We start from the raw sequence: 19,932 nt of genomic DNA on the forward strand, positions 1-19,932 counted from the left end.
GTCCTAGAAGGCGCGGTCGAGGCCGTCGACCGGCGAGGCGGGGATCGGCGGGGTGGTGGGCAGCGGCTCGAAGCCGAGCGGCTCGGCGTGGTTGACGGGGAAGGTCGTCGGCATGGTGCCGGTGGCCCTGCCGTACGCGCAGGCGACCGCGGCCATCGCGCCCGCGACGGCCAGCTCGCCGGCGCCGCCCGGCCGGTCCGAGGTCGGGGGCATGACGACGATCTCCAGCTCGGGCGGGGTGTTCCACTGCCGGGTGTAGAAGTAGTTGTCCCAGCTCCCCTCCTCGAAGTGCCCGTCGCGGAGGTGGAGGCCCGAGGTGAGGGTGACGGCGATGCCGTCGATGATCCCGCCCATCATCTGGGCCTCCAGACCGCGCGGATTGACCGCCAGGCCGACGTCGACGGCGCAGACGACCTTGGTCACGCGAGGGCCGGTGTACGCGTCGCGGATCTTCCGGCCGGTGGTCCCGGGCCGGCAGTCGATCTCGGCGAGGACGGCGACGAAGGAGTGGTACTCGGGGTGGAGCGCGATCCCCTGCGCCACACCGGCGGGCAGGGACCGCCCCCACTCCCCCACCTCCGCGACCTTGTCCAGGACGGCCCGGGCCCGCTCGTCCTTCAGGTGCCGGCGGCGGAACTCGTACGCGTCCTTGCCCATCCGACGGGCCAGTTCGTCGACGACCAGCTCCTGCGCGCACCGGACGTTGGGCGAGTAGATGTTGCGCATGGAGCCGGTGTTGAACCCCTTGTCGGTCTCGCTGAGCAGCTGGGTGGTGACACCGAAGTGGTACGGGCTCTGCTGCGTCAGCTGGAAGATCGTCTGGGAGAACGTGAGGTCACCGACCGGCAGTTGGGCGGCCGCGGAGGTGATGATCTCGCCGAGGCCGTGGCCGAAGTCGGTGGCGACGGAGGTGTGGCGCTGCTCGTACGTGAGCACCTCGCCGAGGGAGTAGGTCGCCCTGACCCGGGACGTCGACATGGGGTGCGTCCGGCCCTGACGGAAGTCGTCGGTACGGTGCCACATCAGCTTCACGGGCTTGCCCATGGCTCGCGAGATCTCGGCGGCCTCACGGGCGGCGTCGTGGAAGAGCTTGCGGCCGAACGATCCGCCGCCCTCGGTGACATGGACCTTCACGGCGGTGATCGGCAGACCCAGCTGGAGGGCGATCTGCTCCTGCGCGACGATGGGTGATTTCAGGCTCGCCCAGATCTCGGCCGAGTCCGCGCGCACGTCGGCGACGGCGCAGTTGGTCTCCAGGGCGCTGTTGCTGGCGAAGTGGAAGGTGAACCGGGCGTCGACGGCCTTGGTCAGAAGAGGCAACGGCGGTACGACGAGCGGGAGTTCGGCGGCGCGCAGCGTCCGCAGGACGGTCGCGTCGGAGTCGCCCTCGGCGGTGCCGGGTCCCCAGGTGACCCGCAGGGCGCGGACGGCGTCGATGCACTGGCCGAAGGTACGGCCGCGGACGGCGACGCCGGTCGAGATCCGTACGACATCGGTGACGCCGGGCATGGCCCGGACCTCGTCCGCGTTGTCGACGGAGCGGACGGTGCCGTTGATGGTGGGCGGCCGGCAGACCATGGTCGGCAGCGCGTCCGGCACCTGGACGTCCATGGCGAACTTCTTGCGTCCTGTCACGGCCTCCAGGGCGTCGATCCGCCGCTGCGCGGTGCCGATGACTTTGAACTCGGACGGCTTCTTGAGGGCGACGCCGACCGCGGTGTCGGTGACGGAGGCCGCCTTCACGGCGAGTTGGCCGTAGGTGAGGCTCCGGCCCGTCGTCGAGGAGACGATCGCCCCGGCCTTGGCGGTGAGCGAGCCCGCCAGCTCGCCGAGTTCGAGGGCGGCGGCGCGCAGCAGCCGGCCCCGGGCGACGGCCGCGGCGATCCGGATGGGCGTGAAGGTCGAGATGGTGGTGTTGGAGCCGCCGGTGAGCTGGTTGAACAGCAGCTCCGGGCGGGCGTCGGCGAGGGTGACGCGAACCTTCTCCAGCGGCAGGTCGAGTTCCTCGGCGATCAGCATCGCGCTGGAGGTGGTGATGCCCTGACCGACCTCGGCCCTCGGGAGGGCGAAGGAGGCGGTACCGTCCGGGTCGATCCGGATGGTGATCAGGTTGGCGGTGGGCAGGGCGGCATGCGTGAGCATGTCGTTGAGGTCGTAGATCTCGGACGGTCCGGGCAGTGAGGGCACCAGGGCGGGCGCCGCCGCGGCCGCAGGGGCGGGTGCCAGGACAGCCTCGCCGAGCTGCGCGGCTACGGTGAGGGTCGGTGCGGCCAGGACGTAGCCGAGGAACCGGCGCCGGACCATGCCGTCGCCCGGCACGGACTCCTCCTGCTGCGGATGCTGCCGCGCCTCGTCGCGCGCTGTCATCGGCTGTCCTCTCGACGAAACACGAAGTCGTCAGGATCATCGCGCACTTGGCGACCACTCCGGCCCCGGAACGGCACAGGATTCACTCCGGACACGCCAAGCCCTCACGTCGGGGTGGCGCTGAACCGGGGAATAGCGCACCCGGGCCTGCGGTTCCGGTCTTGCGTGGCAGCTCGCCGCACCCGCTCGAAAGGACGCTCCATGAAGATCGGCATCATCGGCGCAGGCAACATCGGCGGCAACCTCACCCGCCGTCTCACGGCGCTCGGCCACGACGTGTCCGTGGCGAACTCCCGCGGCCCCGAGACCCTCGCGGCACTCGCCGAGGAGACCGGAGCCACGCCCGTCACGGTCGGCGAGGCGGCGCGCGGCGCCGAGGTCGTGATCGTGACCGTCCCGCTGAAGGCCGTCCCCGACCTGCCGTCGGGTCTTTTCGACGGCGCAGCGGAGGGCTTCGCAGTCATCGACACCAACAACTACTACCCGCAGCAGCGCGACGGCCGGATCGCCGCCATCGAGGACGACGGCCTGACCGAGAGCCGCTGGACCGAGCGCCACCTCGGCCACCCCGTGATCAAGGCCTTCAACGGCACCTACGCGCAGGACATCCTGGACAGGCCGCTCCCGGCCGGTGACCCGGAGCGTATGGCGCTCCCCGTCGCGGGCGACGACGAGGTCGCGAAGAAGACGGTCCGCGCCCTCATCGACCAGCTGGGCTTCGACACGGTCGACGCGGGCGGCATCGACGAGTCGTGGCGCCAGCAGCCCGACACCCCGGTCTACGGCCTGCGAGCCGGAGCGGAGGCAGTGGTGAAGGCCCTCGCCGAGGCCTCCCCGGAGCGGCCGGCGACGTTCCGGGGCTGACGGCGCGGGGGCTGGGCGGGCCATGGGAGCGGCCGGCGCGCTCGTGGGCCGGTCGGCTTCCGTGGGCCGGTCGGCTTCCGTGGGCCGGTCGGCGTTCGGGGGTCGGTCGGCGTCCGGGGGTCGGTCGGCGTCCGGGGGTCGGTCGGCGCGTTCGTGGGTCGGCCGGCGCGTTCATCGCTCAGTCGGCGTACTCGGCCGTCGGCGGGCCCTGCGTAGGGGCGCCCAGGGTCGGGGCCAGCCAGCGGTTGTACGAGATCATCCAGGGGCTGCGGGCGCCGCCCTCGCGGTAGTCCTCCAGGATCGCGTTGACCCGGCGGACGAGGTCCGTGTCGCCCTTGTTCATGGCGACGCCGTACAGCGAGGTGTCGAGACGCGGCCCGACGATCCGCAGCGTGGGGTCCTGCGCGGCGAGCCCGGCGGCGAGCGTGGCGTGGGTGAGTACGGCGTCCACGTCTCCCTGCTGGAGCTCGACCAGACAGTCCAGATGGCTCGAGGTCTCCACCGCGACCGCTCCCGTACCGGACGAGCCCAGCAGGGGGGAGGCCGAACTCCCCTTGCTCAGGCAGACGCGCTTGCCGCGCAGCTTCGCGTCGAAGCCCGCGATCTCGGATCCCTCGGGCACGAGGAGGCGGTGACCGGTCTCGAAGTACACGCTGGAGAAGGCGACATCGGCCAGTCGCTCGCAGGTGATGCTCATCGTGCGCACGATCACGTCGACCTGGCGGGCCTGGAGACGGGGGATCCGCTGGCTGGGCGGCATGCTGACGAAACGGACCGCGGCCTTCGGGCCGAGGATGTCGCGCGCGATGGCCCGCACGAGGTCGATGTCGAAGCCGGCCGGCTCCTGCGCGTCCTGGTCCAGCGAGGCCCACAGGTAGCTGTTCAGGTCCACGCCCGCGATGAGATGACCGCGCTCACGGATGCGCCGCACGGCCTCGCCGTCGACGCGTGAGGGGCGCGGACTCGCGCGCCGTGGGTCGCACGAGGGGGCGCGGGCGGCGGGCGCGGCGGCGGTCCTGACGGCGGTCGGGCGTGGGGCGTCCGACGGACCGGCCGTGACGGCGGCCGCGGGAGCCGCGACGATGAGGGTGGCCATGACCAGGAGCCAGAGGGCGAAGCGGCCGCGCGATGGACCCTTCCCCCGCCGTATCGACCCGGATCCAGCAGTCACACGCCTCACCCCCGCGCAGCCGACTCCCCTCCCCCAAGGCTACGCAGCTATGACCCAACGCAGGTGGCTATACCGGGAGTTGGCCAAACGTTGGCGCACGTTTCACCGACGCGGAAGAGCGATCAGTTCGCGCAGGGCGGGCAGTTCACGCCGGGCGCCCAGTACGCGCAGGGCAGGCAGAGCGGGCATCGCGGGCATCGCGGGCATCGCGGGCTTCGCGGGAAGCGATCGTCGGGCGGGGACCGGGCGTGTCCGGCCGAACACCGTTCCCCGGCCCTCGCGCGTCGGCCGCACGGCGCGCAACTGGCAGCGGTCCAGCCGGGCCCGCTGGCCGCCGCTCGTGATCAGGGCGTTCACCGGCGCCATGGGGTCCGCGCCGACGCTCCTCGCCAGCAGCATGCCGACGACGAGCGGGAGCAGCGCGCCCGCCAGCGCCGTGCCGGTGGTCGTGACGTGCTGCATGCGGCTGCTGCGCCGGGCGTCGGAGATCATGGTGCTATTCGACCAGCGCGGCCACCGGCCGGGTATCGGACGACGTACTCACTCGGACCTGCCCAGGTACTCAGGTCGGGACCGCGAGTGGGGACGGATACCCTGCGGCGACGCCGACCCGGCGCGCCAGCTTGGCGGGCCGGGCCCGGTGGGGTTGCGTGGTCGGTCCACCGCACCGTACGAACCGTTACGCACACCGAGGAGCCCACGACACCATGGCCGACTACCGCATCGAGACCGTCCGCACCGGCTACCGGCAGTGGACCGCCCGCAACGACCGGGGGGCGGAGGTGCGCATGGGAGCGGCGGACGACGCGGACGCACAGCCCTCGTTCACCCCCGTCGAGCTGCTGCTCGCGGCCATGGGCGGCTGCGGCGGCATGGTCGTGGACCGGACCGCGCGCGCGGTGGACCACGACGACCTGCGGATCGTCGTGGAGTCGGTCTCCGCACCCGAGGACGACGGACGGGTGGGCCGGATCAGGGTCAGCTACGAGTTCGAGCTGCCCGAGAGCAACCCCCGGGCCGCCGAGGTCTTCGCCCGCGGGGTGCGGCTCACGCACGAGAAGTTCTGCACGGTGAGCCGCACCGTCGAACACGGCGCGACGGTGGAGGCCGTCCTGCCGGACGGGACCGTCGGCTTCCGGGCCGGCTGATCCACCGCACGGCCTCTACTCCTCGATGGCGCCGCCGATCCGGCGCAGATGCTGTCGGAAGGTGTACGACGGGTCCGCCTCCCGCCGGTCGAGATACTCCGCGAACCGCGTCTGCGCGCGCAGCGTCTCGCCGGCCCTGATCCTGCGCGCCTGTCCGCGCTCGGTGCGGTGGATCTCGCGGGCGGTCTCCAGGACGGCACCGACCCGGTCGGCGGCGACGAACAGCACGCCGTCGTCGTCGCCGAAGACGACGTCGGCGGCGCTCACCCGGTGTTCGCCGCACCGGGCGGTACGCAGGGCTTCCGGCTCCCGGTCGTCCAGGCGTACGGGTCCGGGTGCGTAGCGGCCGTAGGAGAAGACGGGCAGCCCGATCTCGACGAGGTCGGGGGTGTCGCGGTGCAGCCCCCAGACGACAAGACCGGCGACGCCGGCCGCCTCGGCCTCCAGCACGGCCAGGTCCCCGACGCAGGCCTCGTCGCGGCGGCCCGCGTTGTCGACGACGAGCACGTCCCCGGGCTCGGCCCCACCGAAGGCCTCCAGGAAGACGTCGACGCTTCCGTAGTGCCGGGCGGGCAGCACGCGTCCGGCGAGGCGCTGCCCCGGCACGACGGGGGCGATACCGGTGGGCGCGACGCGCAGCGGTTCACCGAGCCGGACACAGGCGTCGGCGATCAGGGGTGTGGAGAGCTCGGCGAAGTCCTTCAGCATCGGTGTTGTCCGTTTCTCTGACGTGATGCCCGCGCCCCGCGACCGAGGCCTCGGGAGGCGCGGACGGCGGCTGTCGCCCGATGCTATGTGCCGGAGTGCGGCGCGGTCCCGGGCCACTTGTGCGGAGGTGGCCCGCGCAACTGCCGGGCGGGCACAGTAGTTTCGCGGCGGGGACGCGGAGGCCGTCCCATGGGTCGGGGGGCGCGGGGGCCGTGCGCGGTGCTCGCGGCCTCGCGCCGGAGAGGGGTTCCCACCGTGATCGTGATCGCGCATCTCAGCGACATCCACATCGACAGCACACCGCGAAGCGCGGAGCGCACCAGGTCCGTGATGGCCTACCTGGAGTCGCTCGACACCGACCTCCACGCGGTCGTGGTGACCGGTGACATCGCCGACCACGGCCTGGAGTCGGAGTACCTCCACGTACGGGAGTTGCTGCGGACCCGGCACCCGCTGCTCGTCTGTCCGGGAAACCACGACCGGCGGGACGTCTTCCGCCAGGTGCTCCTGGGCGAGCGCGTGTCGCGGGCCGGGGCACCGGTGAACCAGGTGCTGCGCGGGGCCGGGTTCGTGCTGGCGCTCGGCGATTCGTCGGTGCCGGGGAAGGACGAGGGGTTCCTGGAGGAGGAGACCCTCGCCTGGCTGGAGTCCGTACTGGAAGAGACGCCGGAGGAGGTGCCCGTCCTGGTCGGCTTCCACCACCCGCCGACGGCGCTGCACATCCCGTTCGTGGACGGGATCCGTCAGTTCGGCGAGCACCGCCTCGCCGAGCTTGCCGAGCGCCGGCCCGGCATCGCCGCGTTCCTGTGCGGGCACGCGCACACCGCGGCCGCCACCACCTTCGCCGGGCTCCCGCTGCTGGTCGCCCCGGGCGTGATCTCGATGTCGAAGCTTCCCTGGGAGTCGGACGGCAGCCCTGGCGTCCATGTGTACCGGGACGAGATGGCGCCCTCGCTCGCCTTCCACGTATTGGCCGAGGGGGGCAGGATCACCACCCACTACCGGAGCGTCCCCGTCTAGCGGCGCGCGGCGCTAAGACATCGTTTCTTATGGCTGTCAGAGCGGTGTGAGAGCCTCCTGGCATGAGCTACGACCTGGCTGTTTGGGAAGGTGTGCGACCGGCGGACGGCAAGAGCGCCCGCCAGTCCTTCAGCGACCTGTACGACCGCTATCTCGATGGCGAGGTCAAGGAGCCTCCGTCCAAACGCATCACGGCCTACGTCGCGGCGCTTCTTGACCGGTGGTGCGACCTCACCGAGGACGAGGAGGACACCTCGCCCTGGTCGACCGGCCCGCTGATCGACGAGGCCAGTGGTCCGCTGATCTACTTCCCCATGCGGTTCAGCATGGCCGAGGAGGCGTCGGCCTATGCGGCAGCCGTGGCTGAGTCCATGGGGTTGAACTGCTTCGATGTGCAGCAGGACCGGCTCAGGCCGTGAGCAGGGTCGTCAAACGGCGGTAGCCGATGAGAGTTGCGGCTATGCCGACGAACGCGAGGAAGTGTTCGGCCTTGCGCTCGTAGCGGCGGTGCAGCCGTCGGCAGCCCGCCAGCCAGGACACGGTTCTCTCGACCACCCAGCGATGCCGGCCCAGGCGCTGCGAGGACTCGATGCCCTTGCGGGCGATGCGGTGGCGGATGCCCTGCTGACGGAGCCATCGGCGCAGGTGGTCGTAGTCGTACCCCTTGTCGGCGTGCAGTTTCGCCGGGCGTCGGCGCCGGGGGCCGCGGCGGGACCGGATGGGTGGGATGCCGCGCACGAGCGGTTCCAGGCCCTGGCTGTCGTGCATGTTCGCACCGGAGATGCCCAGGGACAGCGGCAGCCCATTCCGGTCGCAGATCAGGTGAATTTTCGATCCCGGCTTGCCGCGGTGCCCCCTTTTGCGGCCCGCAGACTGACCGAGTCGATCGCACACCGCGACCAGTCCAGCTCACCTCTCGCTCCGAGTTCGTCAAGGATCACGCGGTAGAGCTTCGCCCAGACTCTGTCCCGGCTCCACTGGGCGAACCGGCGGTAGACCGTCGGCCAGGCAGGACCGAACACCGGTGGCAGCTGCCGCCAGGTGCAGCCCGAGGTCGCCACGAAGATGATCGCCGCCAGGGCCTCACGGTCACCCGCCCGACGCCGGCCACCGCCCTGCGGACGTATCACCACCGTTGGGGGCACCACCCGCCGGAACAACACCCACAACTCATCCGGCACCAGCTGCTCGACGAGATCCGTCATGCACAGCTCAACGAACGATCACGCCATAAGAAACGACGTCTAAGACCCTCGAGGGTGCGGCGTGCGCGGCAGGAGCGGTCACCGGGCGGGCAGTCCGGTGCGTGCGCGGCAGGAGCGGTCACCGGGCGGGCAGTCCGGTGCGTCGCAGCCATGCCTCGACTTCGGTGTCGGCGTCCTCGACCTCTTCGCCGCGTACGGCGAGGCCTTCGGCGATGCTCGCGCCGGGGCAGGAGGCGGCGTAGTCGCGTTCGGTGGTGCCCAGGCCGCTCATGGCATGGGTGGTGATCGGGTGGACGGTCTTGTCGCGGAAGTCGAGGGCTTCGGTGAACGTCGTCATGATCATGGGTGCTCGGACGTTCCAGATGGGGCCGGCCAGGAGGACGGTGTCGTAGTCGTCGAGGGACGGCAGGCGGCCTTCGATGCCCGGGCGGGCGTCGGTGTCCTGCTCGCGGACGTTGCGCCGGACGGTCGCGTCGTAGTCGTGCGGGTAGGGGTCGGCGGCCTGGATGCGATAGGTGTCCCAAGTGACGCGGCCGGCGATCTGTCGGGCCAGTACCTCGGTGTTGCCGACCTTCAGGTCGGTACGGCCGCCGTAGTAGTAGTTCTCGCCCCGGCGGGAGAAGTAGGCCAGCAGGACCCGCCTCGCATCGGCCTGGAACCCCGGCGGTCTCGCTCTGTACGCGGGCCTGGAGGACTGGCCGGCCAAGCACCGCAACCTCGCCCGCTACCCCTTCCTCCACCCGGCCGCGCGGGACCTGTTCCCGGACTGGGAGCGCCAGATCACCGGCTGCGTCGCCCGGCTGCGCGCCGTCGCCGGCACCGCCCCCGACGCCCCCGACCTGACCAACCTCGTCGGTGAGCTGCTCCTCAAGAGCCCCGACTTCGCCCGGCTGTGGGAACGCTACGAGGTCACCGGCCGCAAGCCCGCGCAGAAGACCTTCCACCATCCCCGCGTCGGCACGGTCACGCTCACCTCCCAGTCCATGCACCTGGAAGGCACACCCGGCCAGCGCATCGGCGTCTACACCGCCGAACCCGGCACCCCCGACCACGACGCCGTGATGCTGCTCGACATGACCGCGCCCGTGGCCGCGCCCGGCCAGGAAATTCCGCGCACCTCGCCCTGACCGCTGTTCCCACGAACGGTTCGTGGTCGCCGCGTCCGACGGGATTCCGGCTGATCACCTCGCGCCGGCCCGCCGACGCCGAGCGCTTCTCGGGGGCGATCGTCGAAGCGTTCAGCGGGACCCACCGACGTGAGAGGGCGCTGTCGGCAGCGCACGGCCCGGCCGGGCGAGCCGTGCGATGGCCGGTCAGGCACCCGTTCTACCTGGTCAGGGTGGCCGTGCAGTACTCCGGTCAGGCGAGCCAGATCTCACGGACCCGACTCAGCGGGTCCCGTTCGACGCGCGGCTCCGAGTCCCAGATCATCGTGGCTCGCTCGTCGGCCGTGTAGCGGGGCCAGGACGCGCCCGGGTCCTGGTCCCGTACGAAGGCGACCCAGGCACGGTGCATCGCGTCGGCCAGGGCGCGGGGCGGGGCGTCGCCTGCCACGGCGGCCACGCCCTCCGCCTCCAGGAGGTCGAAGGCGTACGGCAGGTCCAGGCAGTGGAAGGCCGTGCCGTTGACGGGCGACTCCCACACGAACTCGTAGAGCCAGGTGGGGCGTCGGCGCGCGGCGCGGGCGTCGGCGAGGGCCAGGGACGGTGCGCGGAAGGTGACGTCGGTCAGGGCCTGGCCGAACAGCGTGTCCGGGTCGGCCGCCCCGTACGCCGAGGTGAACGAGTCCATCCGGTCCTCGGTCAGACCGAGGGCGCCCAGGATGAGCGGCATGGGCGGGCCGTCGGGGCCCGGGGCCGGGAAGGCGTTGAACTCGTGGGCGGTGAAGCCCAGCATGAGCGGGATGTCCGCGCCCGCCTCGCCGGCCGTCAGCGCGTCGAGGACGGGCTCCGGGATGAGCTCGCCGTCCGCGAAGGGCGCCAGCGACAGCAGCGGCGGCAGGCCCTCGCGGTCCGGGCCCGGGGCGCCCATCCGGTCCTGGAGGTCGAGGAGTTCGTCGTCGCTCAGGTCGCGGAGGGCCTCGGCCGTGGCCGGTACGCCGGTACGCGCGGTGAACAGCCGGGACGCCGAGCGGGCGACCTCGGGGCCGTCGGGGCGCATGACGGCCCCGGAGACGGAGAGCGCGCCGCGGAACAGGCCTTGGGCGGAGGGGACGGCGAGCAGGGTCTGCACGGCTCCGCCGCCCGCCGACTGGCCGGCGACGGTCACCTTGGCCGGGTCACCGCCGAAGCGGGCGATGTTGTCGCGGACCCATTCGAGGGCGGCGATCCAGTCGCGGACGCCACGGTTGTCGGGGGCGTCGTCGAGGTGCAGGAACCCTTCGATGCCGAGCCGGTAGCCGAGGGAGACCAGGACGACACCGTCGCGGTTGAAGGCCGATCCGTCGTACCAGGGGCTGGCCGCCGACCCCGCCACGTATCCGCCGCCGTGGATCCACACGAGGACGGGGAGCCCGGCCTCGGGGTCGGTGCGCGGCGTGAAGACGTTGAGGTTGAGGACCCCGGCGCCCGGGACGGAGGGCTCGGGAATCGTGGTGACGTCGGCGAACGGGCGGCGCTGCGCGGTCGGCCCGTAGGTGGTGGCGTCCAGCGGCTCGGTCCACGGCTCCGGCGGTACGGGCGCCGCGAACCGGAGGTCGCCGACGGGCGGCTGCGCGTAGGGGATGCCGAGGAAGCGGAGGCTCCCGTCGGTCCGGCGCTCGCCTCGGACGGGGCCGCGGGTCGTGGTGACGGTGGTGACGGTCATGGGAGCAGCGTCCGGCCGCGGATCGGCCGCGTCAACGCTTGAAGCGGGAAGGTGACACGTGTCACTTACGCGTGTCAGGGAGGGCGGTGCCTGGATTCGGGTCGAACTGGGTACGGGTCCCTCGACGGGAGGGGGCCGGGTGACGGGGCTGCACGCGGAGACGGTGGTGGGGATCCTGGTCGTGGCCGCCGGGGCGGGCCTCATGGCACTGGGCGCCGCGCGCCAGGGGTGTGCGGTCCGGCCGTTGGCCCCGGCGCGGGCGTGGGCCGCCGCCCAGCGGGAACAGCAGCGGGTGCTGCGGAGGGCGGCGGGCATGGCGATCGCGTCGGCGCGCGGGGCGGCGGGAGCGGGTGAGCCGGCGATCGTCACGGTCGACGACGTGCTCCGCCTGGCCGACGAACAATTCGCCCACCCGAACGCGGACCCTCACCTGGCGGCGGCCGCCCTCCGCGACGCGTACGAACGCGGCGCGTGCGCGAGGGACTGCGTGACGGACGCGTACGGCTGACGGGGCGTCGCGCGGGTACCTCCGGCTCACCCCGCCTGCGTGACGGACGCGTACGCGGCGTCGCGCGGGTACCTCCGGCTCACCCCGCCTGCGTGACGGACGCGTACGGCTGACGGGGCGTCGCGCGGGTGCCTCCGGCTCGCCCCGCCCCGGACCGGCGCGCCGTGACGCCCCCGCGGACCGAACCGGCGCGCCGTGGCGGACGGGCCGGGCCAATCCATCGTGGCCGACGGGCGGCTCCTCGGCCAGGCGGTGGCTGGGGGCCGAGCGCTCGGCGAAGGGCGGCGCGCGCGACGGTCGCACGCAGCGACCCCGACGCGGCCGTCCAGCGGTTAGACGAACCGCCGGACGCCGATGCCGACCGGCCAAGGGGGCCGCCCAACACCGACCGCCGCACGCATCTGCCCCAGCGAGACCCCTGTAGTGCCACGGACCGCCGGACGCCGGCGCCCGACCGGCCCCCGAGAGGAGGGCGCGGCGCCTGGTGGCCTCCGCGCAGAGGACGCCTGCGCCCGGCCGGCTCCAAGCGGGGGGCGCGGCGCCGGGGGCCCGCGCCGACGGCGCATCGCGGAGGGCTACGTCGGGAACGGGGTTGCCTGGTGGTAGTACATGCGCCAGGTGCCGTCGGTGTGGCGGCGCCAGAGGGAGCTGCGGTGGGCGTGCCGGCCGTCGATGTGCGTGTCGTACGTCAGGTGGACCAGGCCGGGCGCCAGGGCCGTGCCGGTCATCCCCGAGGGCTCGTAGCGCGGGCCCTCCTCCGAACCGCCCGCCATCTCGGGCAGCGCGGCGAGCATCTCCTCGTACGTCCAGCGGCGCCCCGACGCCCCGACCTCCACGAAGTCGGGGTCGAGCAGTTCCGCGGAGAGCGCGCGCGAGGAGCGCACCGACGGCTCCAACAGGCGCAGTTCCGCCGCGATCGCTTCGTCGACCTCACCCGGCACGTCCATGCCGCCCAAGCCGTCCAATCCGTCCGTCCCCTCCATCGCGCCCGCCTTCGCGCTCACAGGTCGATCCAGTACCGACGCTTGCGGCCGATCTCCGTGTCGCGCGTGTCCTCCAGGACCCCTCCGTTGCGCTCGATCGTGCGGGCGGAGGCCACGTTGTCGTCGTCGCAGGTCACCAGGACCCGGTCGAGACCGAGGGCTCGGGCCTCGGGAAGGACCGCCCCCAGGGCCCAGGTGGCGAGGCCTCGTCGGCGGGCGGAGGGGCGGATGCTGTAACCGATGTGCCCGCCGGCCCGCAGCAGGAAGTCGTTGAGCTCATGGCGCAGATCGATCGCGCCGACGTACGCCCCGTCCTCGACGATCCACCAGTGCGTGGCGTGCACCCACCCCCTGGCCAACGGCCGTTCCGGGTCGGCCTGTTCCCGCAGTCGCCCGACCCAGGCGGCGAAGACCTCGGGCATCGCGAAGGCTTCCTCCACCGCCAGTCTCATCCCCGCGCCCGACTGATGGGCGCCTGGGCTCCACTCGGCGTGCGCTTCGAGCCAGGAGCGGTGAAGTCGAGCTGTGGGGGCGATCAGTTCGGGCATGCGGGCGACGATAACAGGCCAATGCCCCCGTTGATCAGGGCTTTTCGGCAGCCACCGGGGTACGCCCAGCCGGCCTCACGCGGTGGGCGGCGTGCACCGCGGGGCACACCACCGACGCCCTCGGCTGCGGTCTGCACCCGCCGCGGGGCACACCACCGGCGCCCTCGGCTGCGGTCTGTGGCGGCCGGCCTCACTTCCGTACCGCGTAGTCCCGGAAGCCGGACCAGTCCACCACCACGCAGGTGTCGTCGCCGAGGACCCACGCGTCGTGTCCCGGCTCGACGGCCATGAAGTCGCCGGGGCCCAGCTCGGCCGACTCCCCGTCGTCCATCACGACCTTCATCCGACCACTGACGACATACCCGACGTGCGAGGCCTGGCAACTGTCGGTTCCCGCAATGGGCTTGACGTGCTTGGACCACTGCCAGCCGGGCTCGAACACGGCACGCCCGACCGGACCACTGTCCGCGTTGATCAGGTCCAGCCTGCCCTTGGCGTCCTCGAAGGGACGCGTCTCATCTGCGGAGTCGAAGCTCTGGGACACGATTCCGGTCATCTTCGTCCGCCTCCCGGCGATCGGACGTACCAGCCCCCGAGTCCACTTCCAGATTACGCCGCAGGGCCCGGCGGGACCTCTCCCCGCGCTCCGTCGCGCTCCCCGAAATGCCGTTGCCCGCCCCGATGATCATTGGCTAGCCTGACCTTATGACTGCCGGGTCGGCCATGGGCCGTGAGCGAGTGAGGCACCCGGCCTTGGCGTGACCGCCGCCGGGCGGGCGCGAGGCCCGCCTCGGTCGTCTTCCACGTACGCGTACGCGTTCATACGCCACGTACGCGCGCGACAAGCCCATCAGGAAGACACCGACGCAGCCTTTTCGAGAGGACCCTCCGTGGCCATCGAGCTCAACCACACTGTCGTATACGCCCGTGACAAGCAGGCATCCGCCGCGTTCATCGCCGAGGTGCTCGGCCTGGAGGTCGGCGCACCCTTCGGACCGTTCGTGCCGGTGGAGACCGGCAACGGCGTCACCCTCGACTACTACGAGTCGGCCGACGCCACGTTCACCCCTCAGCACTACGCCTTTCTCGTACCCGACGAGGAGTTCGACACCATGATCGGGCGGCTCGAGCGGATGGGGGTCACGTACTACGCGGACCCGAACCACACCGAGCCCGGGCAGGTCAACCGCCTCTTCGGCGGCCGCGGCGCGTATTTCGACGACGCCGACGGTCACAACATGGAGATCATCACCCGCCCGTACAGCCGTGGCTGACGATCACCGATAGCAGCGCATACCGATACGGAGATGCGCGCGATTGTTCAGGGGATGTTCATGAAATGATCACTTCCTTGTCGGTTACGCGCAGATCCGTGACGCCATTTCTGTGCGAATCGCTTATCGGGCACATCTACACATAAAGGCGAGATAAGCGCACAATGAAACCGCGGCACGACGCCGCAAGCGCGGTCAGACGTGCAAGACGCCAGAAGGAGGCGAGTCGTATGTCTGACGTCTCTCACCGTCCTGGTGATATCAGGGGACACCCTGACGCGACGGAAATGCGGGAGCGATACTCCCAAATCCTCCAGACCCGAGGTGTGGCGGCGGTCGAGGAGCTCGTGATCCTCGCCGGCATCTACGCCGCGGTCTCCGGGTGGGTGGTTCACTTCTCAACCGCCAGGCCAGAACTCGCTCTCAGCAACCTGGTCACCGGCATCGCCCTCGCGGTCCTCGGCCTGTGCATGTCGATGGCCCCCGAGCGGTCTCAGGACCTCAACTTCGTGGTCCTGGCGCTCGGAGCATGGCTGATCATCTCTCCCTGGGTGGTCGCCACCGCCGACGCCGGAACTGGCGCGATCCTGAGCAACGTCATCACCGGTGCGTGCGTCTGCCTCTTCGCTCTCACGGCGGGCGGGCTGCTCATGAGCAAGACGAGAAAATCGTGATGAATCTCTGATTCCCCCTCAGAACGGCGCCGTGTCTCGAATGAGATACGGCGCCGTCGCCGCGCCACGGGCGCAAATGCAGACACATCCGCCACCAACACCCCACCCCAGGTAACGAATTGACCCGCCGCGTTTCGGCCACATAAGTTCTGCGTAAGCTTGCTCCACAGGGACAGGCTCCCGCTCGCATTTCCCAGTCCTTGGGGGGACTAAGTGAACTGGTACCTCGACGTTCTCAAGAAGTACGCGGTATTCACCGGCCGTGCGCGCCGCCAGGAATACTGGATGTACACGCTGTTCAACTTCATCGCCTACATCGTCGTGGTGATCGTCGACGTGGTGCTCACCACGGCCCCGCTGCTGACCGGCATCTACGCGCTCGGCGTGTTCCTGCCGACCCTCGCCGTGAACGTCCGCCGTCTGCACGACACGGGTCGCTCCGGCTGGATGCTCCTGCTCGGCATGATCCCGCTGGTCGGTGCCATCATCCTCATCGTGTTCCACGCGACCGAGGGCAACCAGACGGACAACGCCTACGGCCCGAACCCGAAGCTCGCGCCCGCGTACTGAGCTGCACCCCGACGAGGCCCCCGGAGGATTCCCTCCGGGGGCCTCGCCCGTTCCGGAAGCGATCGGGAAGCCGTCCCCTACGCGTCCCCTACGCGTCCCTGACGCCGCCGGACGCCGCCTGACGCCGTACGGCCAGTGACGCTTCGTAGCACTTGCCGGGCGCTCCTTGTGCACCGTGGCACACGACCCGCCTCCTCCCCCGCCCCTAGCCTCGCCGCATCGGTTCGAAATCGAACGAACGAGGGGCGGTACCGGTGAACTGGCTCATCCACGACTACCGCGAGAGCGATCTCGCCGCGGTCGTCCATCTGATCGACACCACGGCCGAGCTCGGACAGGAGTCCGTGTTCTCCCTGGCCGAGTGCATCAGCGCCCTGACCTCCCGCCAGCCGGCCGTCGTCGCCGTCCACCAGGGCGTGCCCATCGGTGCCGCGCTCGCCTGCGTCTCGGGCGAACGGGCCTGGGTGATGCGGATCGCGATCTCCTCCGCCTGGCGTGGCCGGGGGCTCGCCAGCGCCCTGCTCGTCGAGCTGGAGCGGCGGCTGGTCGCGGCACGGGTCGGCCGGATCGCGTACGTCCTGCCCGAGGAGGACCTGCTCGGCGAAGGCCTGCTCAACGCCGGCTACACCCGACAGCCGGCCGTCGCGTACTTCGAGAAGGTCGAGCCGCTGCACGGCCCGGCCGCCAATCTCCTCGACGACCTCGGAGGCCGGCTGCTGCCGGGCGATCTGTGGGCCAAAGTCGCCGGCATGGAGCGCGAGAAGGACCTGATCGAACGGCGTGTCGTGCTCCCGCTCGCCGAGCCGGAGCGCGCGGCGCGGCACGGTGTGCGGCCACCGCGCGCGGTGGGCCTGTTCGGTCCGCCGGGGACCGGCAAGACGACGTTCGCACGCGGCATCGCCTCGCGCCTCGGCTGGCCGTTCGTGGAGATCCTGCCGTCCCGGCTCGCCGACGAGGGAAACCTGGCGGCGGCGCTGCGCTCGGCGTTCGCCCGGATCGCGGAGCTGGAGCGCGTACTGGTCTTCATCGACGAGGTGGAGGAGATCGCCCCGGTCCGTCAGGAGCCCGCGCAGCCCGGTGGGATGCACGGAGTGACCAACGAACTCCTCAAGCTCATCCCGGGGTTCCGTGAGCGGGACGAGCGGCTGCTCGTCTGTGCGACGAACTCGATCCGCTCCCTCGACCCTGCCTTTCTGCGCCCGGGGCGCTTCGACTACCTGATCCCGATCGGTACGCCGGACAAGGCGGCCCGCGCCGCGATCTGGGCGCGGTACACCGAGGGCCGGACGGACGTCGACATCGACGAACTGGTGGCGGCGAGCGACCTGTTCACACCTGCCGACATCGAGCACGCGGCGCGGATCGCCGCCCAGAACTCCTTCGAGCGGGATCTGGTCGCCGTCGGCGGCCGCGCGGCGGCCGACGAACGGCTGCCGGGTGCGACCACGGCGGACTACCTGGAGGCGATCGGCCAGTGCCGGCCGACGGTGACGCCGGAGATGATCACCCAGTTCGAGTCGGACATCACGACGCACGCGCGCTTCTGACGAGGCGTCACCACGCCGTTACGAGGCGTCCGCGGGTGATTCGGGGTCGGCGAATATCGTGGTCATGAGCGTCCCGGACAACGTCCATGAGCGATGTCCGTGGGCGACGTCCGACGACGACAGGGGACCGATCCGGTGGAGCGGTACGAGGGGCTCGAGCTGATCACCGTCACGACGATCGCGGAGCTGGAGGCATGGCTGGAATCCCACCACGCCGACACGCCCGGGGTCTGGCTGCGGGTCGCGAAGAAGGGCAAGGGCGGCGAGTCGCCGGCGATCGGGGAGATCCTCGACTGCATGCTCTGCTTCGGCTGGATCGACGGGCAGCGCAAGGGCGGGGACGAGGTGTACTACGTCCAGAAGTACACCCCGCGGAGGTCTGGCAGTCTCTGGTCGCGGGTGAACGTCCGCAAGGTCGAGGCGCTCACGGCGGCGGGCCGGATGCGCGAGCCGGGGCTCGCGGAGGTCCGGGCCGCACAGGCGGACGGCCGGTGGGAGGCGGCGTACCCGTCCCAGGCGGAGGCGACCGTACCGGACGACCTCGCGGCGGCCCTGGCGGCCGACGAGCGGGCGCGGGCCTTCTACGAGGGGCTCGGGAAGACCGATCAGTACCTGGTGATCCTGCGGCTGTGGCAGGCCCGCACCCCGAAGGGGCGGGCGCAGCGGCTGGAGCGGATGGTGGCGAAGCTGGCGGCGGGCGAGAAGGTCCGCTGAGGGGCGGGGGCCGCGGGGGTCAGCGCCGGCGCCGGTAGAGGACCTGATGGGCGTCGTGCTCGATGAAGGACGAGGCGTGGGTCATGCCGACGGCTTCGAGGAGCCGCCGGGAGGCGTGGTTCGCCTCCTGGGTCAGGGCGACGACGCTGGGAGTGTCGCGGAGCGTGGCGTCGAGGACGGCGGCGACGGCCTCGCGGGCGTAGCCGTGGCCCCAGTGCTCGGGCAGGAACTGGTACGAGATCTCCGTCTCCCCGTCCCGCGCTCCGGGCTCCACGGTCACGAGCCCGAGCAGTACGCCGTCGGCGGCCCGCACCACGGCGTGCACGCCGGCCGCGCCGACGACGCGCCGCTGCCGGATCCGTACGACCTGCTCGGTGACCGGCCCGCCCAGATGGCGCCGGACCTCGGGGTCGGTCCACAGCCGGGTGACGGCCGGCACGTCGGCCGTGCGCACCGGGCGCAGCAGCAGACGCGCGGTGGTGAGGGCGTCGGCCGGGGCGGAGGAGGAAGAGGCGTGCATACGTACGATCATCTCAGCCGGACCACCGGGCCGAGCAGCGCCGAGCTCCCGGGCACCTCGCCCGGGGCCACCGGGCCTGCACCCCGCGACCACCCAGGGACCCGGCACGGCCACGTGAGAGCGGGCGGACCCCCGCGGGCGAGCGGGGTTCGGCTGGTCAGCCCATCCTGCGCTCGAGTGCGGCGAGGGCGCCGGCCTTGCGGCCCGGGACGTGGCGGCGCAGGGCCACGAGGGTGGGGCCGAGTGCGCGGGCGCGGGCCGGGTCCGCGATGCGCTCCCATTGGTGGTGCGCCCGGTCCACGGCGCCTTCGACGTCCGGGTCCTGCGGCGGCTGGCTCATGTCGAGCCGGGCCTGCGCCGCTCCTATCCACAACTCGCAGCTGCGGGCGGCCTCCCCCGCGAGCCGCGCGAGGTCGGCCCGCACCTCCATCCAGTGCACGGCCTCCCGTGACCTCGGCCCGTGACGCCGCAGCGCCTCCTGCTCCCAGGCCACGGCCACCGCCACGGCCTCCCCGTGCCGCCCCGCCTGCGCGGCGGCGAGAATCGCGGGGTGGGGGTCGGTGTCGGCGGGAGAAGCGGCCGGCCGGGCCGGAGCGGCCAGGAATCCGTTCGCGGACGCTCCCGTCTGCGGCGTCAGATACAGCGCCGGCGCCGAGCCCATGTGCGCGGCCGCCGCAGCGTGCAGGTCCGGTAGCGGGGGCCGGGCACCCGTGCGCCAGATCGTGGCGAAGTGGCGGAGGTAGTCGGGCGTCGTGGGCGCGCCACGACGCGGCGCCGGGGCGACACGTCCGTACAGCTGTACGCCCGGCCCGAGCGAGAGGAGCCCCGGCGTGGAGCCAAGTCCGTCCCAGACCTCCGTGTCGGCGACCAGGTCGGCCACCACGCTCGTCGTTCCCGGCCGCCGCACCGCGAGTTCCGCCGCGAGCCAGTGCCACGGCAGCCCTGTGTACCGCAGGGTCGTCGCGGTGCTCCGCGCCAGCGCGAGATGCGGCAGGCGCTGACGGCGGTCGAGTTGGAGCTGGCCCGCGAGGTGGACGGAGAGGGGTCCCGGTGTCGCCGCGGCCGCGCGCAGACGCGTCAGGACGGTCTGCGGGTCCAGCGGGTCGGCCAGTTCGACGACCGTCGCCACGGGCGTGCCGGTCAGCGCGCCCGGCGGTACGGCCGCCAGCGCGGGCAGTACGGACGCCGCGTCGATCGCTCGCCCCCGCCCCGCCGGCGCCGCCGCCAGCAGCAACGCCGTCCCCACCGTGTCCATCTCGTCGTTCACCACACCGGCACCGTAACCTTCCCACCGTGTCGTTCCGTT

General features: G+C 71.9%; 22 protein-coding genes and 1 pseudogene. 11 read left to right on the plus strand and 12 right to left on the minus strand.

The window, feature by feature from the left end; all coding sequences use genetic code 11:
• Positions 1–3: 3 nt before the first annotated feature.
• Positions 4–2,367, minus strand: a complete 2,364-nt coding sequence (locus tag ACFY8U_RS09740) for a molybdopterin cofactor-binding domain-containing protein (RefSeq protein ID WP_389567957.1) — start codon at positions 2,365–2,367, stop codon at positions 4–6.
• Positions 2,368–2,568: 201 nt separating this feature from the next.
• Between ACFY8U_RS09740 and ACFY8U_RS09745 the strand changes: the two genes are divergently transcribed.
• The gene (locus ACFY8U_RS09745; protein WP_389567960.1) at positions 2,569–3,231 is read left to right on the plus strand and encodes an NADPH-dependent F420 reductase; all 663 of its coding nucleotides are present in this window, start codon (positions 2,569–2,571) and stop codon (positions 3,229–3,231) included.
• Between the two features lie 178 nt (positions 3,232–3,409).
• Here the strand turns inward: ACFY8U_RS09745 and ACFY8U_RS09750 are convergent, their stop codons facing one another.
• Positions 3,410–4,327, minus strand: coding sequence for a glutamate ABC transporter substrate-binding protein (locus ACFY8U_RS09750; protein WP_389567963.1), 918 nt, complete (start codon positions 4,325–4,327; stop codon positions 3,410–3,412).
• Between the two features lie 177 nt (positions 4,328–4,504).
• Positions 4,505–4,894, minus strand: a complete 390-nt coding sequence (locus tag ACFY8U_RS09755; protein ID WP_389567965.1) for a hypothetical protein — start codon at positions 4,892–4,894, stop codon at positions 4,505–4,507.
• Between the two features lie 215 nt (positions 4,895–5,109).
• On the opposite strand from ACFY8U_RS09755, the gene ACFY8U_RS09760 reads away from it, so the two are divergent.
• The gene (locus ACFY8U_RS09760; RefSeq protein ID WP_361434160.1) at positions 5,110–5,550 is read left to right on the plus strand and encodes an OsmC family protein; all 441 of its coding nucleotides are present in this window, start codon (positions 5,110–5,112) and stop codon (positions 5,548–5,550) included.
• Positions 5,551–5,565: 15 nt separating this feature from the next.
• On the opposite strand, the gene ACFY8U_RS09765 is transcribed toward ACFY8U_RS09760, so the two are convergent.
• A complete protein-coding gene (locus ACFY8U_RS09765) occupies positions 5,566–6,258 on the minus strand; it encodes an RraA family protein (RefSeq protein ID WP_389567968.1) in 693 nt (230 codons plus the stop codon).
• 255 nt (positions 6,259–6,513) lie between these two features.
• On the opposite strand from ACFY8U_RS09765, the gene ACFY8U_RS09770 reads away from it, so the two are divergent.
• Positions 6,514–7,278, plus strand: a complete 765-nt coding sequence (locus ACFY8U_RS09770; RefSeq protein WP_389567970.1) for a metallophosphoesterase — start codon at positions 6,514–6,516, stop codon at positions 7,276–7,278.
• A 62-nt stretch (positions 7,279–7,340) separates the two neighbouring features.
• Positions 7,341–7,697 carry a hypothetical protein gene (locus tag ACFY8U_RS09775; RefSeq protein ID WP_389567972.1) on the plus strand — a complete coding sequence of 119 codons (357 nt, stop codon included), beginning with the start codon at positions 7,341–7,343 and terminating at the stop codon, positions 7,695–7,697.
• Here ACFY8U_RS09775 and ACFY8U_RS09780 read toward each other — a convergent pair.
• Both ACFY8U_RS09780 and ACFY8U_RS09785 read right to left on the minus strand, forming a co-directional pair.
• Positions 7,687–8,483 (minus strand): IS5 family transposase gene (locus ACFY8U_RS09780; protein WP_389567975.1). Its coding sequence is split into 2 segments (ribosomal slippage): positions 7,687–8,147 and positions 8,147–8,483, totalling 798 coding nucleotides; the frame shifts between segments, so codons are not numbered across the junction. The two genes, ACFY8U_RS09775 and ACFY8U_RS09780, sit on opposite strands and share 11 nt — an antisense overlap.
• Before the next feature lie 118 nt (positions 8,484–8,601).
• Positions 8,602–9,189 (minus strand): flavodoxin, encoded by a 588-nt coding sequence (locus ACFY8U_RS09785; protein WP_389567978.1) that lies wholly within the window; start codon positions 9,187–9,189, stop codon positions 8,602–8,604.
• Between ACFY8U_RS09785 and ACFY8U_RS09790 the strand changes: the two are divergent.
• Positions 9,131–9,610 (plus strand): annotated as a pseudogene (locus tag ACFY8U_RS09790) (transcriptional regulator); the annotation flags it as partial. The gene ACFY8U_RS09785 and the pseudogene ACFY8U_RS09790 sit on opposite strands and share 59 nt — an antisense overlap.
• Positions 9,611–9,842: 232 nt before the next feature.
• Here the strand turns inward: ACFY8U_RS09790 and ACFY8U_RS09795 are convergent.
• Positions 9,843–11,288: a carboxylesterase/lipase family protein gene (locus ACFY8U_RS09795; RefSeq protein WP_389567981.1), complete on the minus strand. Its 1,446-nt coding sequence runs from the start codon at positions 11,286–11,288 to the stop codon at positions 9,843–9,845.
• A 139-nt stretch (positions 11,289–11,427) separates the two neighbouring features.
• On the opposite strand from ACFY8U_RS09795, the gene ACFY8U_RS09800 reads away from it, so the two are divergent.
• On the plus strand, positions 11,428–11,796 hold the full coding sequence (locus tag ACFY8U_RS09800; protein ID WP_389567983.1) for a hypothetical protein: 369 nt from the start codon (positions 11,428–11,430) through the stop codon (positions 11,794–11,796).
• 575 nt (positions 11,797–12,371) lie between these two features.
• Here ACFY8U_RS09800 and ACFY8U_RS09805 read toward each other — a convergent pair.
• The 3 genes from ACFY8U_RS09805 to ACFY8U_RS09815 all read right to left on the minus strand — a co-directional run bounded on the left by ACFY8U_RS09805 (position 12,372) and on the right by ACFY8U_RS09815 (position 13,883).
• On the minus strand, positions 12,372–12,743 hold the full coding sequence (locus ACFY8U_RS09805; protein WP_389568311.1) for a DUF4440 domain-containing protein: 372 nt from the start codon (positions 12,741–12,743) through the stop codon (positions 12,372–12,374).
• 53 nt (positions 12,744–12,796) lie between these two features.
• A complete protein-coding gene (locus ACFY8U_RS09810; protein ID WP_361602430.1) occupies positions 12,797–13,327 on the minus strand; it encodes a GNAT family N-acetyltransferase in 531 nt (176 codons plus the stop codon).
• A 190-nt stretch (positions 13,328–13,517) separates the two neighbouring features.
• On the minus strand, positions 13,518–13,883 hold the full coding sequence (locus ACFY8U_RS09815) for a cupin domain-containing protein (RefSeq protein ID WP_361769386.1): 366 nt from the start codon (positions 13,881–13,883) through the stop codon (positions 13,518–13,520).
• A gap of 334 nt (positions 13,884–14,217) precedes the next feature.
• On the opposite strand from ACFY8U_RS09815, the gene ACFY8U_RS09820 reads away from it, so the two are divergent.
• The 5 genes from ACFY8U_RS09820 to ACFY8U_RS09840 all read left to right on the plus strand — a co-directional run bounded on the left by ACFY8U_RS09820 (position 14,218) and on the right by ACFY8U_RS09840 (position 18,106).
• Positions 14,218–14,601 (plus strand): VOC family protein, encoded by a 384-nt coding sequence (locus ACFY8U_RS09820; RefSeq protein ID WP_361602424.1) that lies wholly within the window; start codon positions 14,218–14,220, stop codon positions 14,599–14,601.
• 287 nt (positions 14,602–14,888) lie between these two features.
• Entirely contained in the window at positions 14,889–15,275 is a 387-nt protein-coding gene (locus ACFY8U_RS09825; RefSeq protein WP_361602421.1) for an SPW repeat protein, read from the plus strand.
• 213 nt (positions 15,276–15,488) lie between these two features.
• Positions 15,489–15,845 (plus strand): DUF805 domain-containing protein, encoded by a 357-nt coding sequence (locus ACFY8U_RS09830; RefSeq protein ID WP_389567988.1) that lies wholly within the window; start codon positions 15,489–15,491, stop codon positions 15,843–15,845.
• A gap of 254 nt (positions 15,846–16,099) precedes the next feature.
• On the plus strand, positions 16,100–17,392 hold the full coding sequence (locus tag ACFY8U_RS09835; protein ID WP_361674026.1) for a bifunctional GNAT family N-acetyltransferase/ATP-binding protein: 1,293 nt from the start codon (positions 16,100–16,102) through the stop codon (positions 17,390–17,392).
• Between the two features lie 162 nt (positions 17,393–17,554).
• Entirely contained in the window at positions 17,555–18,106 is a 552-nt protein-coding gene (locus ACFY8U_RS09840; protein ID WP_389568314.1) for a YdeI family protein, read from the plus strand.
• 19 nt (positions 18,107–18,125) lie between these two features.
• Here ACFY8U_RS09840 and ACFY8U_RS09845 read toward each other — a convergent pair whose 3' ends face one another.
• Together ACFY8U_RS09845 and ACFY8U_RS09850 are read right to left on the minus strand one after the other, a co-directional pair.
• Positions 18,126–18,626: a GNAT family N-acetyltransferase gene (locus tag ACFY8U_RS09845; RefSeq protein ID WP_389567990.1), complete on the minus strand. Its 501-nt coding sequence runs from the start codon at positions 18,624–18,626 to the stop codon at positions 18,126–18,128.
• Positions 18,627–18,783: 157 nt separating this feature from the next.
• A complete protein-coding gene (locus tag ACFY8U_RS09850) occupies positions 18,784–19,881 on the minus strand; it encodes a hypothetical protein (protein ID WP_389568317.1) in 1,098 nt (365 codons plus the stop codon).
• Between the last annotated feature and the right edge of the window lie 51 nt (positions 19,882–19,932).

It is taken from the genome of Streptomyces sp. NPDC012508, assembly GCF_042902595.1.
In the GTDB taxonomy this organism is placed as follows: Bacteria; Actinomycetota; Actinomycetes; order Streptomycetales; family Streptomycetaceae; genus Streptomyces.

Excerpts from the sequence above, each read along its gene's own strand:
- ACFY8U_RS09740 (WP_389567957.1), bottom strand. The coding sequence starts at position 2,367 with ATGACAGCGCGCGACGAGGCGCGGCAGCATCCGCAGCAGGAGGAGTCC.
- ACFY8U_RS09745 (WP_389567960.1), top strand. The coding sequence starts at position 2,569 with ATGAAGATCGGCATCATCGGCGCAGGCAACATCGGCGGCAACCTCACC.
- ACFY8U_RS09750 (WP_389567963.1), bottom strand. The coding sequence starts at position 4,327 with ATGGCCACCCTCATCGTCGCGGCTCCCGCGGCCGCCGTCACGGCCGGT.
- ACFY8U_RS09755 (WP_389567965.1), bottom strand. The coding sequence starts at position 4,894 with ATGATCTCCGACGCCCGGCGCAGCAGCCGCATGCAGCACGTCACGACC.
- ACFY8U_RS09760 (WP_361434160.1), top strand. The coding sequence starts at position 5,110 with ATGGCCGACTACCGCATCGAGACCGTCCGCACCGGCTACCGGCAGTGG.
- ACFY8U_RS09765 (WP_389567968.1), bottom strand. The coding sequence starts at position 6,258 with ATGCTGAAGGACTTCGCCGAGCTCTCCACACCCCTGATCGCCGACGCC.
- ACFY8U_RS09775 (WP_389567972.1), top strand. The coding sequence starts at position 7,341 with ATGAGCTACGACCTGGCTGTTTGGGAAGGTGTGCGACCGGCGGACGGC.
- ACFY8U_RS09795 (WP_389567981.1), bottom strand. The coding sequence starts at position 11,288 with ATGACCGTCACCACCGTCACCACGACCCGCGGCCCCGTCCGAGGCGAG.
- ACFY8U_RS09805 (WP_389568311.1), bottom strand. The coding sequence starts at position 12,743 with ATGGACGTGCCGGGTGAGGTCGACGAAGCGATCGCGGCGGAACTGCGC.
- ACFY8U_RS09810 (WP_361602430.1), bottom strand. The coding sequence starts at position 13,327 with ATGCCCGAACTGATCGCCCCCACAGCTCGACTTCACCGCTCCTGGCTC.
- ACFY8U_RS09815 (WP_361769386.1), bottom strand. The coding sequence starts at position 13,883 with ATGACCGGAATCGTGTCCCAGAGCTTCGACTCCGCAGATGAGACGCGT.
- ACFY8U_RS09825 (WP_361602421.1), top strand. The coding sequence starts at position 14,889 with ATGCGGGAGCGATACTCCCAAATCCTCCAGACCCGAGGTGTGGCGGCG.
- ACFY8U_RS09845 (WP_389567990.1), bottom strand. The coding sequence starts at position 18,626 with ATGCACGCCTCTTCCTCCTCCGCCCCGGCCGACGCCCTCACCACCGCG.
- ACFY8U_RS09850 (WP_389568317.1), bottom strand. The coding sequence starts at position 19,881 with ATGGACACGGTGGGGACGGCGTTGCTGCTGGCGGCGGCGCCGGCGGGG.